Here is a 14,441-nt window from a genome sequence, read left to right as displayed (position 1 = left end):
CCGGGCTGGCCAAGTCCGGCGCGTCCTGCCGGAGGCCCGATGTTCGATTCGCCGTTCGACTTCCTGACGCTCGTCCTCGCCATCGTCGCGATCATTTTCGCGCGCAAGGCGCTGGGCCGGATCGACCTGCTGCAGCGCCGCCTGGATGCGATCGAGGCCGCGGGCGGCGCCGCCGCGCGGACGGCCATGCCGCCGCCGCTGACTCCGCTGCAGGAGTTCGAGCAGACGCCGCCGACGGCGCCTTCCGTCGCGCCGCCACCGCTCCCGGAGACGGCTCCCGGCGAACCGGCCGCGCAGACTGAGCCAGCCGCGGACGCGCCAGGTGCCGTACCGCCGCCCCTGCCGGAGCCGCCAGCCCCTCCGCAGCCTGCACCCGGCTTCGAGGAGACGCTCGGCACGCGCTGGGTGGTGTGGATCGGCGGCCTGACGCTCGCGCTCGGCGGCTTCTTCATGGTGCGCTATTCGATCGAGGCCGGCTTGCTCGGCCCCGGCGTTCGCACGATGCTCGGCGGATTGTTTGCGCTGGCGCTGCTCGGCGCCGGTGAATGGACCAGGCGCCAGGAAAGCATCTCCAACATCGCGGCGCTGCCGATCGCCAACATCCCGGCGATCCTCACTGCCGCCGGCACCGCGGTGGCATTCGCTACCGTCTACGCCGCCTACGCGCTGTATGACTTCCTCGCCCCGGCGAGCGCCTTCATCCTGCTCGGTATGGTCGCGCTCGGCACGCTGGCGGCCGCGCTGCTGCACGGACCCGCGCTGGCCGGGCTCGGCATCGTCGGCGCCTTCGTCACGCCGCTCCTGGTGTCGTCAGACAAGCCCGACTTCTGGTCGCTCTACGTCTACCTCGCCATCGTCACGGCGGCGGCGTTCGGCCTCGCCCGGATCCGGCTGTGGCGCTGGCTCGCGGTCACGACGATCGCCTTCGCGCTGCTGTGGACCTTCCCTTGCCTGCAATGCGGGCCCGAGATGATCGCGCCGCACGTCTTCCATGTCATCGCGGGCTTCGCGCTGGCGGCGCTGCTCGTGGTCTGCGGCTTCATGTTCGGTCCCGACGGCGACGGCGAGGAGATCGAGCCGATTTCATCTAGCTCGCTCGCCGCCTATCTGTTTGGCGCGATGCTGATCGCGCTCAACAGCGCCCACGCCGACACCGCGATGATCGGCTTTGCGCTGCTGACAGCCGCGAGCCTGCTTGTCGCCTGGCGCGCGCCTGCTGCTACCCGTGCGATCGGCGCCGCGTCGATCTTCGTGTTCATTGTGTTCGGCGAATGGGCCGTCCGCCGCAACGTCGACATGCTGGTGCTGCCGGGCGGCGCGATCCCCGGCATCGGCCGGTCCGTGACCGATGGCTCGGTCTCGCTGCATCTCGTCACCGCCGCGCTGTTCGCGGCCGCCTTCGGCATCGCCGGCTTCCTCGCGCAATTCCGTTTTACCACCACGAAGGTCACGGTGACCTGGGCCGCGGCGGCGGTGTTCACGCCGGTCGCGCTGCTGGTCGCACTCTATGCACGCATCGCGCATCTCGACCGCTCGATCCCGTTCGCGGTCCTCGCCGTGCTGCTGGCGGCGGCCTACGCAGCCGCGACCGAGGCGCTGACCCGGCGCGACGAGCGGCCGGAGCTGTCGCCTTCGATTGCGTTGTCCGCCACCGGCGCCCTCGCCTCGCTGGCGCTGGCGCTGACCTTCGCGCTCGACAAGGGCTGGCTCACCATCGCGCTCGCGCTGGTGTCGATGGGCACGGCGTGGCTGTCGGTGCAGCGGCCGATTCCGTTCCTGCGCTGGCTTGCCGCGATCCTGGCCGGCATCGTCGTGCTGCGCATCGGCTATGAGCCGCGGATCGCGGGCGACGCCGTCGGCACCACGCCGATCTTCAACTGGCTGCTGTGGGGCTATGGCGTGCCGGCGCTGTCATTCTGGGCGGCAAGCCATTTCCTGCGTCGCAACGGCGACGACGTCCCGCTGCGCATCGTCGAATCCGCCGCGATCCTGTTCACGGTGCTGCTTGCCTTCATGGAGATCCGCCACGCGGTCAACAGCGGCGATGTCTATTATGCCAGCGCCGGGCTGACCGAGGTCGCGCTGCAGGTCGGCGCGACGCTTGCGATGGCGATCGGACTGGAGCGGCTGCGCCTGCGCAGCGGCAGCATCGTGCACAATGTCGGCGCGATCCTGCTGACCGCATTCGCGGGGCTTGCCAGCCTGTTCGGACTGCTGGCGCTGGAGAACCCGATGCTGTGGTGGCAGGACGTCGGCGGCAGCTTCATCAACCTGCTGCTGCTCGGCTACGCGCTGCCGGCGGTGCTGGCGCTGCTGCTGTCCTATGCGGTGGCGGGCCATCGTCCTGCCGGCTATGCCAACACGATCGCCGCCGGCGCGCTGGTCCTTGCGCTCGCTTACGTCACGTTCGAGATTCGCAGGCTCTACCATGGACCGGTGCTGACGCGCGGCGAGACCACGGGCGCGGAGCAATACACCTATTCGATCGCCTGGCTGATGTTCGGCGTCGCGCTGCTCGGCATCGGCATCGTCGTCAACTCGCAGCGGGCGCGGCTCGCGTCTGCTGCGGTGATCGGGCTGACGATCCTGAAGGCGTTCCTGATCGACATGTCGACGCTCACGGGTGTCTACCGGGCGCTGTCGTTCATGTGCCTTGGCATCGTGCTGGTCGCGATCGGCTGGCTGTATCAGCGGATCCTGTTTCGCAGGCGAACCGCTCAGCCGCTCGCGCAGGCTGAGGGTTAGGACTTGCCGTCCTGAAAGACAGCTTCAGTCGACGGACTCGGCGACCAGTCGAATCCTGAACACGGGTTTTCTGCCCTCGTCGAGCAGCTCCATGTGCCATTCGCTGTTCTGCTTCAGATTGCGCGAAATGCTGCCGAGGAAATTTCCGCAGACCTTGGTCATCTCGGCCCAGGCCACGTCGCGGCTTTCAAACTCCGTCGCGTGGTCGGATGCACCAGCGTAATCGCCATCACTAATTCGAAAAAAATATTGCGCCATATGACTACTCAAAATCAGAGTCCCCAATGTCCCGCCTCACGGCGAACGCCAGGTATTGAGTAGCGAGCAAGGCGTGGCGACCGCCATCCGTATGACTACGGCTTGGCGGCGCTATTCCCGCTAGCGCGCAGATGAAAGGTTAGTCGGTGGAGCGGCGCAATTCCGGCGCGCTCTCGACCTTGGCGGGCTCGGCCTTGACCGGCTCGAGCTTCGCGCTTCCGACCTGCGGCGTCTCAACGCGCGACACTTCGGTCTGCGAGGCGTCCGCGGATCGGGTGCGCGGATGCAGCGAGCGCGGACGCGCCGCCGCGCGCGCCATCAGCATCTGCTGGCCGCCCTGGTGATGGAAATCGCAATAGGCAAAGCCCATGCCGGAGACCGAGCCGCGGAACGAGCGGTCGTCCTGCTTGTCGAGATTAAAGCACGGTTCGAACGGAATGCCCTTCAGCGACGCGCAAACGCTCTGACCGCGGATCTGCAGCGTGTTGCCGGGCAGGCGCAGGTGACGGATCGGCCCCGAGCCGGAGAACTGGACCGAGCCTGCCGCACCCAGATCGTCGAGGATGCGACCGGCGCCGCGGGTGCCATCGAAACAGGTGAAGGCGAACACCTTGCCGGCGACGAACCTGCGGGCCTCATCGGCGTTCATCATGCCCGCGAATGCCGGCACGACCATTGCTCCGGCCGTGACGGCCCCCAACACCAAACGCGCAAGCATGAGCTACTCCACTTACGAGCGCGGGCACTCGCTCCTTGTTGCGCATGACCCCCGCACCAACGCTTTTCGACGTCTGCGCGAGGAAACCCGGCCCCCCGGGATCATGCTGCAAGTCTCTTTACCCGCTGCTTACCATACCAACAGTGGCAACATTGGAGCAGCTTGGTTGGTAAAGTCTGAACGTCCTCAGACTATTTTTACCACGATGCGGCCGCGGACCTGGCCACCGAGGATTTTCGCGCCAAAGCCCATGACTTCGTCCAGGGCGATTTCGTGAGTGATATCAGCCAGTTTTGCCTTATCCAGATCGCTGGCAAGGCGCCGCCAGGCGGTCCTCCGCAGCTCGATCGGACACATCACCGAATCGATACCGAGAAGGCACACGCCCCGCAAAATGAAGGGCGCGACCGACGACGGCAGATCCATACCGGCCGCCAGACCGCAGGCCGCGATGGCTCCGCCATACTTCGTCATCGACAGCAGGTTGGCGAGCGTGGTCGACCCGACGCTGTCGACGCCGCCGGCCCAGCGCTCCTTCGCCAGCGCCTTGGGCGCACCTGACAGTTCTGCGCGGTCGATCACCTCGGTGGCGCCGAGACCCTTGAGATAGTCGGTCTCCGACATCCGCCCGGTCGACGCGATGACGTGGTAGCCAAGCTTCGAGAGCACGGCGATCGCCACCGAGCCGACGCCGCCGGCGGCACCCGTGACCACCACAGGGCCGCTCTTCGGGGTGAGACCGTGTTTCTCCAGCGCCAGCACCGAGAGCATCGCCGTATAGCCGGCGGTACCGACCGCCATCGCATCGCGGGCCGAGATGCCGTCGGGCAGCCGCACCAGCCAGTCGCCCTTGACCCGGGCCTTTTCGGCATAGGCGCCGAGATGGGTCTCGCCCATGCCCCAGCCGTTGCAGACGACCTTGTCGCCCGCCTTCCAGTCCGGATGGCTGGATTGCTCGACCGTGCCGGCGAAATCGATGCCGGCGATCATCGGGAACCGGCGCACCACCGGTGCCTTGCCAGTCAGTGCGAGGCCGTCCTTGTAGTTCAGTGTCGACCACTCGACGCGGACGGTGACGTCGCCGTCCATCAGCTCGGCTTCGTCGAATTGGGTGAGTGCGGCGGTGGTACCCTTGTCCGCCTTGTCGATCCTGATTGCCTTGAACGTTGCCACGATGTGCACTCCCCGTAATCTTGGTTTCGGGGAAATGGTTTACCCCATCAGGCAGGCTGCGCAACCGGGCGGGCGACGGGCTTTTCGACGATCGGCAGGTTGATCAGCGCGGACAGCACGCCAAACAGCACCGACAGCCACCAGATCGGAGTGTAGGAACCGTACTGCTCGAACACGATGCCGCCGAGCCAGACGCCGAGGAAGCCGCCGACCTGATGGCTGACGAAGGCGAAGCCGTACAGCGTCGCAAACCAGCGCGTGCCGAACATCAGCGCCACCAGCGCCGAGGTCGGCGGCACCGTGGAGAGCCAGGTCAGGCCGGAGATCGCGCCGAACGCAATCGCCGAGAAGGCCGTGATCGGGAACGAGATGAAGGCGATGATCGACAGCGCGCGGGTGAAGTAGATCACCGACAGGATGTAGCGCTTCGGGAAAACGTTCTGCAGCCAGCCGACGCTGAGCGAGCCCACGATGTTGAACAGGCCGATCGCCGCGATCACCCAGCCGCCGGTCGATGCCGGAATGCCGCGGTCGGCGAGATAGGCCGGCAGATGCACGGTGATGAAGGCGAGCTGGAAGCCGCAGGTGAAGAAGCCGAGCACCAGCAGCACGTAGGAGCGATGGCCGAACGCCTCCGCCAGCGCGGTCTTGAACGACTGCTGATCGGCCGGCGCGGCGTCACTCGTCTCCGCCGGCGGTGTCGACAGTGCCAGCGACAGCGGCAGGATCAGCAGCATCAGCGCGCCGAATACGAGGAGCGCGGTCTGCCAGCCGAAATTGTCGATCATCGCGACGCCGAACGGCGCGAACAGGAATTGGCCGAACGAGCCCGCGGCGGTGCCGGCGCCGAGCGCAATGCCGCGCTGCGCGGGCGGCAGCAGCTTGCTGAACGCCGACAGCACCAGGTTGAACGATGAGCCCGACAGGCCGAAGCCGATCAAGACGCCGGCGCCAAGGTTGAGCGAGAGCGGCGTCGCCGAGTAACGCATCAGGAGCAGGCCCGCGGCGTAAAGCAGTGCGCCGACGACCATCACACGCAGCAGCCCGAAGCGGTCGGCAATCGCGCCGGCGATCGGCTGGCCGAGCCCCCACAACAGGTTCTGCAGCGCCAGCGCGAGGCCGAACACGTCGCGGCCCCAGGTGAATTCATGGCTCATCGGCTGCACGAAGAAGCCGAGGCTGGAGCGCGGCCCGAAACTCAGCAGCGCAATCGCGCAGCCACAGACGATGATGACAAGCGGCGTGCGCCACGTGCCCGACGTCGGTCGAAGATCCCCGGTGGTAACGGCCATCTTGTCTTCCCCCGCAACTGCTGCGCGGGGAGCCGCCCCGCCGAACGTTACGGGGAGTTAATGCAGGTGCATGAAAACCCCAAGAGGGACCGGAGAAAAATATTCGCCTGCAGGGCTGCTCTGCAGAATCGGAGAGGATGATGACCGTCATTCCGGGGCACCCGGCCGCGGAACGGGAGGCAGAAGGCCCTATCGCCGGGCGCTGGCCTGCTCGGCCGAGCTCTGGGCGGCCTCGGCGAGCTGCGCCGAGATCTTGGCGGTCTCGGCCGGGTTGCCCCAGCTCGGCGCGTCGCTGCCGTCGCCCCAGGCGCGCGGGCGATAGAAGGTATGGACGCCGAACTTGTACATCTTCTTCATCTCGCTGACCCAGGACGGTCGCACCCAATAGGCGTGGTAGTGAGTCGAGCGGTCGACTTCCGGCAGCCACAATTCGCCGTCGAGCATCGCCCTCGCGATCTTCTTGGCGCGGTCCCACATGTCGGGCTCGCGGACGACGTCGGGGACGTTGTCGCAGGCGAACGTGAACTGACAGGCGTAATGGCGATTCTTGTTCTGGTAGACCACGCCGCACACCGTCTCCGGATATTTGCCGGAGAAGGCGCGATTCAGCACCACCTGGGCGACCGCGATCTGGCCGCGCACCGCTTCACCGCGGGCTTCGAAATAGACCGCCTCGGCGAGGCACTTCTCCGACTTGGCGCGCGACTTCTCGTCGAACAGGCCGAGCCGCTCCGCCGGCGTCTTGGTGTGCTGGTCGTCGGCATTGACCTCACCCTTCGGCGCGATGCTCTCGCCCATCTCGCCGGCCTTGACCGGACCGTCGGCATCGACCGGCAATGACGCCATCACCTTCATGTCGGGATCGGGCGTTGCTACCGGCGTCACGACAACCGGCGCCTCGCCGGGTTGCCAGCGCTCGAGGTTCTCCGGCGTGCCGAGCGACGAGCCGAAGAACAGACTGGCGGTCTGGAATGCGAACGGGTCACGCTCGCGCGCCGCATCGGCGGGCGCAGCTACCGGCTTCGCGGGCGCGGGCTTCAGATCGTCGAGCGGGCTGGCCTCGAGCGAGAGCGACACGTCGTTCTGCTGCGGCGACGGCTTGGCATATTGCGGCAAGGGCGGCGCGCGCAGCGCCTCCTGCAATTCAGGATCGAGCGGCGCGCCATCGGCCGGTGCGGTCGCGGTCTTCATGCCCTTGACCGACGAATTCGATGTCGCCGGATCCTCGTTCGCCGGCGCCGTATTTGCAGGCTCCGCCGGTTCGACCTGATCGGGCCGCCGGACGACGAGGCGATCGCCCTTCATGGTGCGATCGACCTTGGGAAAATCGGATGCTTGATAGCGCGGCGGCGGGGCCGTGATCGGATTGCGCGTCACCGTTCCGGTGATATCGAGGTTCGAACTGTCCAGTCTCGCGAGCAGGATTTGCGGCGCTTGCGGCGCGGACGTGCCGATCGGACGGCCGAAGCTGTAGGTCGCGACCTGGATGGAGCCGACGGCGGAGGCGAAGACGCGCTTCTGCCAGCGCTCGGCGACGCCGGGCTGCCGGGCCAGGAGCGAGGCAATATCCTGATATCCGATCTCGGTCGGCATCAGTGCGAAGATGCCAAGACCGAGACCGAAGAGCGCAAGACGTGCGCCCTTCGGCTGGTTACGCGACACAAACATCGTACGCTCACGCAACGCTTACTGAGTGCATCGAACGCGGTACATCCGCGCAATTCGACCTTTCTCGTTGCTAAACCGTTTAGGTTGCCGCGGAGTTAATCGGCGTTGCTCGCGCGCTACACTCAAGCGATCGCGCATGTTTCGCACGTTGCATTGCGCGCCTTGGTAAACGCGCGGCGCATGAAAGTCGTAAACAACAAGTCAACGGAGATGGTGAACAAAGTGTTGCAGGCACGGTAGCCGCCCGCCGTCATTGCGAGGAGCGACAGCGACGACTTGTCCGCCGAAGCCTTGGCGAAGGCTGAAGCAATCCATGGCTCGGCAAGTGGAAACATGGATTGCTTCGCGGAGCCTGTCATCGGGCGCGCGTTCGCGCGACCCGTCGGCTCGCAATGACGCTATATTTTCAGGCTGCCTCAACAAACAAAAATGGCCGGGACTTGGTCCCGGCCATCGCACTCTCTGAACTGTAAGATCGCTCACGCCTGGCTGGCGATCTCCTTGCCGAGCGCGGCCTGCGCCGCGGCGAGACGCGCGATCGGCACGCGATAGGGCGAGCACGAGACGTAATCGAGCCCGACCTCGTGGCAGAACGCGACCGACGCGGGATCGCCGCCGTGCTCGCCGCAGATGCCGACCTTGAGGTTCGGACGCGTCTTGCGGCCGCGGGTGACGCCGATCCTGACGAGCTCGCCGACGCCGTCGCGATCGACCGAGATGAACGGATCGATCTCGAGAATGCCCTTGGCGACATAGGTGCCGAGGAAGCTCGCGGCATCGTCGCGGCTGATGCCGTAGGTGGTCTGCGTCAGGTCGTTGGTGCCGAAGGAGAAGAACTCCGCGGTCTCGGCCACCTCGCCCGCCATCAGGCAGGCGCGCGGCAGCTCGATCATGGTGCCGACCTGGTAGCTCAGCTTGACGCCGGTTTCCTTCATCACCGCGTTGGCTGTCGCATCGATCCGCGCCTTGACCAGATCGAACTCGGCTTTGGTCGCGATCAGCGGCACCATCACCTCGAGACCGACCGGCTTGCCGGTGCGCTTGCCGGCTTCGACGGCAGCCTCGAAGATCGCACGCGCCTGCATCTCGGCGATCTCCGGGTAGGCGATCGCAAGACGGCAGCCGCGGAAACCGAGCATCGGGTTGAACTCGGAGAGTTCGCGGGCGCGGTCGGCGAGCTTGCGCGGATCGGTGTTCATGGCGCGCGCCACTTCCTCGATCTCGGCCTGGGTGTGCGGCAGGAACTCGTGCAGCGGCGGATCGAGCAAGCGGATCGTGACGGGCAGGCCCTGCATGATCTCGAACAGCTCGACGAAGTCGGCGCGCTGCATCGGCAACAGCTTCGACAGCGCGGCGCGGCGCGACTGCTCGTCCTCGGAGAGGATCATCTCGCGCACGGTGCGGATGCGGGTCTCCTCGAAGAACATGTGCTCGGTGCGGCAGAGGCCGATGCCTTCGGCGCCGAACTTCACCGCGGTGCGCGCGTCATCGGGCGTGTCGCCGTTGACGCGAACGCCGAGCTTGCGGACCTCGTCGGCCCAGCCCATCAGCGTGCCGAACTCGCCGGACAGTTCCGGCTCGATCATCGGCATGCGGCCGGCCAGCACCTGGCCGACCGAGCCATCGATGGTGATGACGTCGCCGGTCTTGAAGGTGCGCGAGCCCACGCTCATGGTGCCGCGGCCGTAATCGACGCGGATGGTGCCGCAGCCGGAGACGCAGGGCTTGCCCATGCCGCGCGCAACCACCGCCGCGTGCGAGGTCATGCCGCCGCGGGTGGTGAGGATGCCTTCCGCGGCGTGCATGCCGTGGATGTCTTCCGGGCTGGTCTCGATACGGACCAGGATGACCTTGCGTCCGTCCGCCTGCAGCTTGGCCGCTTCGTCCGACGAGAACACGATCTCGCCCGAGGCAGCGCCAGGCGACGCCGGCAGGCCGGTCGCGATCACGTCGCGCTTGGCGGCCGGATCGATGGTCGGGTGCAGCAGCTGGTCGAGCGAGGCCGGATCGATCCGCGTCACCGCGTCCTTGCGCGAGATCAGGCCTTCATTGGCGAGCTCGACCGCGATCCGCAGCGCCGCCTTCGCGGTGCGCTTGCCGCCGCGGGTCTGCAGCATCCACAGCTTGCCCTGCTCGACCGTGAACTCCATGTCCTGCATGTCGCGGTAATGCTTCTCGAGCAGCGTGTAGATCCGCGTCAGCTCCTTGAACGCGACCGGCATCGCGGCTTCCATCGACAGCTTGTCGGAGCCGGATTCCTGGCGCGCCTCCTCGGTGATGTCCTGCGGCGTGCGGATGCCGGCGACAACGTCCTCGCCCTGCGCGTTGATGAGGAACTCGCCGTAAAGCTTGCTCTCGCCGGTCGAGGGATTGCGGGTGAACGCGACGCCGGTGGCCGAGGTCTCGCCCATGTTGCCGAACACCATCGCCTGCACATTGACGGCGGTGCCCCAGGATTCCGGAATGTCGTGCAGCTTGCGATAGGTCACCGCGCGCGCGTTCATCCAGGATGAGAACACCGCGCCGATCGCGCCCCACAGCTGATCGTGCGGATCCTGCGGGAAGTCGTGGCCGGTCTCCTTGGCGACCGCCTCCTTATACTTGCCGACCAGCTCGACCCAGTCGTCGCCGGTGAGGTCGGTGTCGAGCGAATAGCCCTGGCCGTCCTTGAAGGTGTCGAGGATGTCCTCGAAGTGATGATGCTCGAAGCCGAGCACGACGTCCGAATACATCGTGATGAAGCGGCGATAGCTGTCATAGGCGAAGCGACGGTCGCCGGAGAGTTCGGCGAGCGCCTCGACGGTGCGGTCGTTGAGGCCGAGGTTGAGCACGGTGTCCATCATGCCCGGCATCGAGGCGCGCGCGCCCGAGCGGACCGAGACCAGCAGCGGGTTCTTGGCGTCGCCGAACGTCTTGCCGGTCAGCTTGCCGACATAGTCGAGCGCCTTCTCAACCTGTGCTTTCAATTCCTTCGGATACGTCTTGTCGTGCTCGTAGAAATAGGTGCAGACCGAGGTCGGAATGGTGAAGCCGGGAGGCACCGGCAGGCCGAGATTGGCCATTTCCGCGAGGTTGGCGCCCTTGCCACCGAGCAGATTGCGCAAGGTCGCCTGGCCCTCGGCCTTGCCGTCGCCGAACGTATAGACCCACTTGCCGGCCTTGATCGCAGCCGGGGCCGCCTTCTTCGCAACGGCCTTCGCCGGCGCCTTGCCAGCGGGCTTTGCGGCCGGCTTTGCAGCCGATTTGGGAGCGGCTTTCGGCGCCGCCTTCGGGGCGCTCTTCTTCAGCGCCTTGCGCGCCGGGGCGGCCTTGCGGGCTGCGGCGGAGGGCTTTGATTTCGCTGCTGTTTTCTCGGCAGTTTTCGCAGCAGTTTTCTTGGACTTCGCGACGGCTTTGGCCATGTCAGACAACAATCCGGAAGGAGGGGTCGAAGATGCGCGCCTTACACCATTTTGAGGGGTTCCGCGCAAGCCGCGAAACCCCGCTTTCCCGCTAGAGGTGCAACCAGCGCAGCAGACCCATCCCCACGAGCCCGACGAAGATCAGATAGATCGCGACGATGTAGTTGAGGAGCCGCGGCATGATCAGGATTAGGACGCCTGCGATCAGAGCCACGATAGCAGGCAGATGCCCAGCGGTGATGGTCATTGAAGTTTTCTCCGGGGGTTTTTGGAGGAGCGAATCGAGCGGCAGTTTATCCGCTGAGGGAAGTTCCCACATCAAGACGCCCGTCCCGCCGACGAGTTCCCGCAACTCACGAAAATTGCTCCAAATTGCCGCGTATATGGCGGCGGCTTTCCGGAACATCACCGCAGCCGATGCATTGGCTCGCCGTGCGCATCGGCGAAGGCTGGCGCGCACCGAAAAAGAATGGAGCGAGCCATGCGAAACAGATTACTTGCCGTTGCAGCGGTTGCTGCCGCGATCACGGTGCCGGCTGTTGCCGCACAGGCCCAGACCGTTGGCATCGTCCGCGGTGGTCCGGCTGTCGCCGTCGATGATGACGGAGGCATCGCGGTCGAACAGCGTCCGGCATTCCGCGAATACATCGTGCGCGAGCGTGTACCGAACTACACGGTTCCGGATCGCGTCGTGGTCGGCACCGTGCTGCCTGACGCCGGCGTGACCTATTACGACGTGCCGCAGCGGTTCGGCGCGACGCCCTATCGTTACACCGTCGTGAACGGCGAGACCGTTCTGGTCGAGCCGCGTTCGCGACGGATCGTTCAGGTGGTCGACTAGATCAACGTCAGCATGATCGCCTGAACGACAGTCCGGGCGCCGCGCAAGCGGATGTGCGCGAGGATCGACCGGACCAGAAAGCCCCGTCCGGCCTCCCCTCCGGGCGGGGCTCTTCCGTTCTGATGCCGTGCCGGGTTACGACTTGAGGATCGAGAGTAGCGTCGAGGTCGACTTGTAGCTCTTGATCGCGGCGTCCTGGAAATCCTGCGTCCAGTTGGCAGCCTGGCGCTCCTCCGCGCTCATCGAGGAATATTGCTTGAGGATGCCGAGGCTGAACTGGCGCGGATCGCCGGCGGTCTGGCTCTGCTTCAGCGCGTCGAGCACAGCGAGACGCGTCCGCGTATTGAGTTCCTGCTTGGCCGCGAAGATCTCCTCGGTGGAGAACTTCTTGTCCTGGTTCAGCGAGATCGCCGAGAGCGAGCGGTTGTCGAGCGAGGAAAGGTCGGCGAGCTGTCCGGTCTTGCGGCGGGGATCGTAGACCAGCTCCTTGCCGCTTTTCGCCGCCTCGCTCTTCTGCCGATCGAGGAAGGCGCGCACGTCGCTGGCAATGCTGCTGAAGTCGCGCGTGGCGCTCTTTGTGGGAGGCGCCGTCCCCGCCAGCGAGGCCGCGATCGGATCGCCGGAAATTCCCGATGGTGCCGTGTTCGGATCCTGCTGCGTCGCCTGATAGCCCTTCAGCACCGCGGCGCGCTGGCTGGCCCAGGTTGCGGTGGCCTTCTCCTCATCGCTCGCACCATCGAGATAATCGAGCGCGGTCTTGTAGCTGATGCTGTAGTCGCCGGTCAGGCGCGTGGTCGCCAGCGACGGCTCCAACGCCTTGTCGAAGCGCTGCTTCAGCTCGGTGGCCGCAACAGTCTGCTCGTCCGGGGTGAACTTGCCGCCATTGTTGGTCGAGATCGCAAACAGCGAGCGACGGTCCAGCGTCGAGAGATCGATGGTGGTCTTGCCGTCGACGATCGGCGCCTTGACGCCGGCGACCGTGTAGAGCCGGTCGAGCGTGATCCGCGCATCGCTGGTGACGGTGGCAAAATCCGGCAGCGGCGCCTTGGCGAGCTGCGCGCGGGCGGCGTCCGACAGCGTGAGGTTGGTTGCCGCGTTGGCCGTCGAGGACGCCGACAGATCGCCGGCGGTGCCGCCGCCCGACAAGGTCGCCGCCAGTGACGGCGTCGCTGCTGCCCGCGCATAGGCCGAACCATATTGGGCGTAGGGATTGGGCGTGGTGCCGATCGAGGTCATCGGGCGGTCCCTGCATTGGCGCGAGGGGCGATGTCTTAAGAAATCGTTGCTTTGTCAGGACCTTCGCAGGGCATGGTTAACAAATTGCAAATTGTGTCGAAATATTTCCAGCGCGACGCAAATCGCTGCGGCGGTGGTCTATTTGTCGACGACCCAGGCGTGGCGGCGCTGCGTGAAGACCGATTGCGACGGCGCGGGAAAATCGGGGTCCGCGAAGGCGCCGACCGCAACGCCGATCAGGTCCGGCGCGCGACCGGGCTCCCAATAGACCGACGATCCGCAATTCGGGCAGAAATGAAACACCACGGCAGATCCACTGCCGCCGATGCGGCTGTATTCGCGCGCCTCGCCCTGCGGCTCGACGTCAGCGCGCGGAAAGAACGCCGCGACGCCATAGGTGCTGCCGGTTCGCTTCTGACACTCCAGGCAATGACACAGCGCTACTGTGGTGGGCTCGCCCTGGCAGGTGACGCGGAGCTGTCCGCAGGCGCATGTCGCGAGCCGCGCCATCATCGCCCGCCCTTGCTGGCGACCAGCCGGTGAATGACCTTGCCGGACGATGCGCTGACGACCTCCGCGTCGAGCAGCAACTCGGCCGCCGCCAGCTCGGCCCGCACCAGCGCGGTATCGAACGCCGCGTAAAGCCGGCCATGCGCATCGCGCGCATCGTCACCTCTGGTCACGCGCCAGCTCAGATAGAAGATGCCGCCGGGCTTCACGATATCGAACATGCGACGGACCGACGGCGCGATCAGCGCGTGATCGAGATGCATGATCACGGTCTCGCAGAGCACATTGTCGAAGCTGCCGGCCGCGATGCCCGACAGATCGGGCAGTTCGGCGCGGGCAAAGCGCAGCGCCGGATAGCGGGCGCGGGCTTCCGCGAGCAGGCCCCCGGAGGCGTCGAAGCCTTCGGCCGGAAAGCCGTGGGCATTGAGCCAGGCCACCTCGCGGCCGCTGCCGCAGCCGATATCGGCCGTCGCGCCGCCCTTGATGAAGAAACGCGTGACGATGTCGTGCAGATCGACCGGGGCCGGCTGTTCGTGCCAGTCCTGCGCAAACGCCGCCGCATCCTTGTCGTAAGCGGCGAGCGTCGCGCGGTCCATCGA

The 14,441-nt window shown here is 66.1% G+C and carries 13 protein-coding genes; 2 read left to right on the top strand and 11 right to left on the bottom strand.

The annotated features are described in order from the left end of the window. Window positions 1–39 precede the first annotated feature (39 nt). Window positions 40–2,745 carry a DUF2339 domain-containing protein gene (locus J2R76_RS38370; RefSeq protein ID WP_253625800.1) on the top strand — a complete coding sequence of 902 codons (2,706 nt, stop codon included), beginning with the start codon at window positions 40–42 and terminating at the stop codon, window positions 2,743–2,745. A gap of 24 nt (window positions 2,746–2,769) precedes the next feature. Here J2R76_RS38370 and J2R76_RS38365 read toward each other — a convergent pair whose 3' ends face one another. The 8 genes from J2R76_RS38365 to J2R76_RS38330 form a co-directional block, all read right to left on the bottom strand. Next, a complete protein-coding gene (locus J2R76_RS38365) occupies window positions 2,770–3,003 on the bottom strand; it encodes a DUF6894 family protein (protein WP_016844381.1) in 234 nt (77 codons plus the stop codon). A gap of 139 nt (window positions 3,004–3,142) precedes the next feature. Then, complete coding sequence (locus J2R76_RS38360) at window positions 3,143–3,721, bottom strand: hypothetical protein (protein ID WP_028332627.1); 579 nt, start codon at window positions 3,719–3,721, stop codon at window positions 3,143–3,145. Between the two features lie 186 nt (window positions 3,722–3,907). Then, window positions 3,908–4,894, bottom strand: coding sequence for an MDR family oxidoreductase (locus tag J2R76_RS38355; protein WP_026193152.1), 987 nt, complete (start codon window positions 4,892–4,894; stop codon window positions 3,908–3,910). 47 nt (window positions 4,895–4,941) lie between these two features. Beyond that, a complete protein-coding gene (locus tag J2R76_RS38350; protein WP_253625799.1) occupies window positions 4,942–6,186 on the bottom strand; it encodes an MFS transporter in 1,245 nt (414 codons plus the stop codon). A gap of 189 nt (window positions 6,187–6,375) precedes the next feature. Then, entirely contained in the window at window positions 6,376–7,854 is a 1,479-nt protein-coding gene (locus J2R76_RS38345) for a cell wall hydrolase (protein WP_253625798.1), read from the bottom strand. Between the two features lie 122 nt (window positions 7,855–7,976). Next, window positions 7,977–8,189 carry a hypothetical protein gene (locus J2R76_RS38340; protein WP_168857493.1) on the bottom strand — a complete coding sequence of 71 codons (213 nt, stop codon included), beginning with the start codon at window positions 8,187–8,189 and terminating at the stop codon, window positions 7,977–7,979. Between the two features lie 144 nt (window positions 8,190–8,333). Then, window positions 8,334–11,255 carry a pyruvate, phosphate dikinase gene (ppdK, locus tag J2R76_RS38335; protein WP_057014928.1) on the bottom strand — a complete coding sequence of 974 codons (2,922 nt, stop codon included), beginning with the start codon at window positions 11,253–11,255 and terminating at the stop codon, window positions 8,334–8,336. A 91-nt stretch (window positions 11,256–11,346) separates the two neighbouring features. Then, window positions 11,347–11,502, bottom strand: coding sequence for a DUF3096 domain-containing protein (locus tag J2R76_RS38330; RefSeq protein WP_016844375.1), 156 nt, complete (start codon window positions 11,500–11,502; stop codon window positions 11,347–11,349). Between the two features lie 234 nt (window positions 11,503–11,736). Between J2R76_RS38330 and J2R76_RS38325 the strand changes: the two genes are divergently transcribed. Continuing rightward, the gene (locus J2R76_RS38325; protein WP_076824009.1) at window positions 11,737–12,096 is read left to right on the top strand and encodes a DUF1236 domain-containing protein; all 360 of its coding nucleotides are present in this window, start codon (window positions 11,737–11,739) and stop codon (window positions 12,094–12,096) included. A gap of 135 nt (window positions 12,097–12,231) precedes the next feature. Here the strand turns inward: J2R76_RS38325 and J2R76_RS38320 are convergent, their stop codons facing one another. The 3 genes from J2R76_RS38320 to J2R76_RS38310 all read right to left on the bottom strand — a co-directional run bounded on the left by J2R76_RS38320 (window position 12,232) and on the right by J2R76_RS38310 (window position 14,438). Continuing rightward, window positions 12,232–13,332, bottom strand: coding sequence for a hypothetical protein (locus J2R76_RS38320; RefSeq protein ID WP_253625797.1), 1,101 nt, complete (start codon window positions 13,330–13,332; stop codon window positions 12,232–12,234). Window positions 13,333–13,470: 138 nt separating this feature from the next. Further along, window positions 13,471–13,845 (bottom strand): GFA family protein, encoded by a 375-nt coding sequence (locus tag J2R76_RS38315; protein WP_057014925.1) that lies wholly within the window; start codon window positions 13,843–13,845, stop codon window positions 13,471–13,473. Beyond that, window positions 13,842–14,438 (bottom strand): bifunctional 2-polyprenyl-6-hydroxyphenol methylase/3-demethylubiquinol 3-O-methyltransferase UbiG, encoded by a 597-nt coding sequence (locus J2R76_RS38310; RefSeq protein WP_253625796.1) that lies wholly within the window; start codon window positions 14,436–14,438, stop codon window positions 13,842–13,844. Before J2R76_RS38310 ends, J2R76_RS38315 begins: the two co-directional genes overlap by 4 nt. Window positions 14,439–14,441 lie beyond the last annotated feature (3 nt).

Origin of the sequence: Bradyrhizobium sp. USDA 4532, from assembly GCF_024171315.1 — a bacterium.
Taxonomy (GTDB): Bacteria; Pseudomonadota; Alphaproteobacteria; order Rhizobiales; family Xanthobacteraceae; genus Bradyrhizobium; species Bradyrhizobium australafricanum.
The sequence above is the reverse complement of the archived record's forward strand: the minus strand, read 5'-3'. Positions and strand labels throughout refer to the sequence as shown.

Bases quoted from the DNA above. Each gene is read 5' to 3' on its own strand.
- J2R76_RS38370 (WP_253625800.1), top strand. From the start codon at position 40: ATGTTCGATTCGCCGTTCGACTTCCTGACGCTCGTCCTCGCCATCGTC.
- J2R76_RS38365 (WP_016844381.1), bottom strand. From the start codon at position 3,003: ATGGCGCAATATTTTTTTCGAATTAGTGATGGCGATTACGCTGGTGCA.
- J2R76_RS38360 (WP_028332627.1), bottom strand. From the start codon at position 3,721: ATGCTTGCGCGTTTGGTGTTGGGGGCCGTCACGGCCGGAGCAATGGTC.
- J2R76_RS38350 (WP_253625799.1), bottom strand. From the start codon at position 6,186: ATGGCCGTTACCACCGGGGATCTTCGACCGACGTCGGGCACGTGGCGC.
- J2R76_RS38345 (WP_253625798.1), bottom strand. From the start codon at position 7,854: ATGTTTGTGTCGCGTAACCAGCCGAAGGGCGCACGTCTTGCGCTCTTC.
- J2R76_RS38340 (WP_168857493.1), bottom strand. From the start codon at position 8,189: ATGTTTCCACTTGCCGAGCCATGGATTGCTTCAGCCTTCGCCAAGGCT.
- ppdK (WP_057014928.1), bottom strand. From the start codon at position 11,255: ATGGCCAAAGCCGTCGCGAAGTCCAAGAAAACTGCTGCGAAAACTGCC.
- J2R76_RS38330 (WP_016844375.1), bottom strand. From the start codon at position 11,502: ATGACCATCACCGCTGGGCATCTGCCTGCTATCGTGGCTCTGATCGCA.
- J2R76_RS38325 (WP_076824009.1), top strand. From the start codon at position 11,737: ATGCGAAACAGATTACTTGCCGTTGCAGCGGTTGCTGCCGCGATCACG.
- J2R76_RS38320 (WP_253625797.1), bottom strand. From the start codon at position 13,332: ATGACCTCGATCGGCACCACGCCCAATCCCTACGCCCAATATGGTTCG.
- J2R76_RS38315 (WP_057014925.1), bottom strand. From the start codon at position 13,845: ATGATGGCGCGGCTCGCGACATGCGCCTGCGGACAGCTCCGCGTCACC.
- J2R76_RS38310 (WP_253625796.1), bottom strand. From the start codon at position 14,438: ATGGACCGCGCGACGCTCGCCGCTTACGACAAGGATGCGGCGGCGTTT.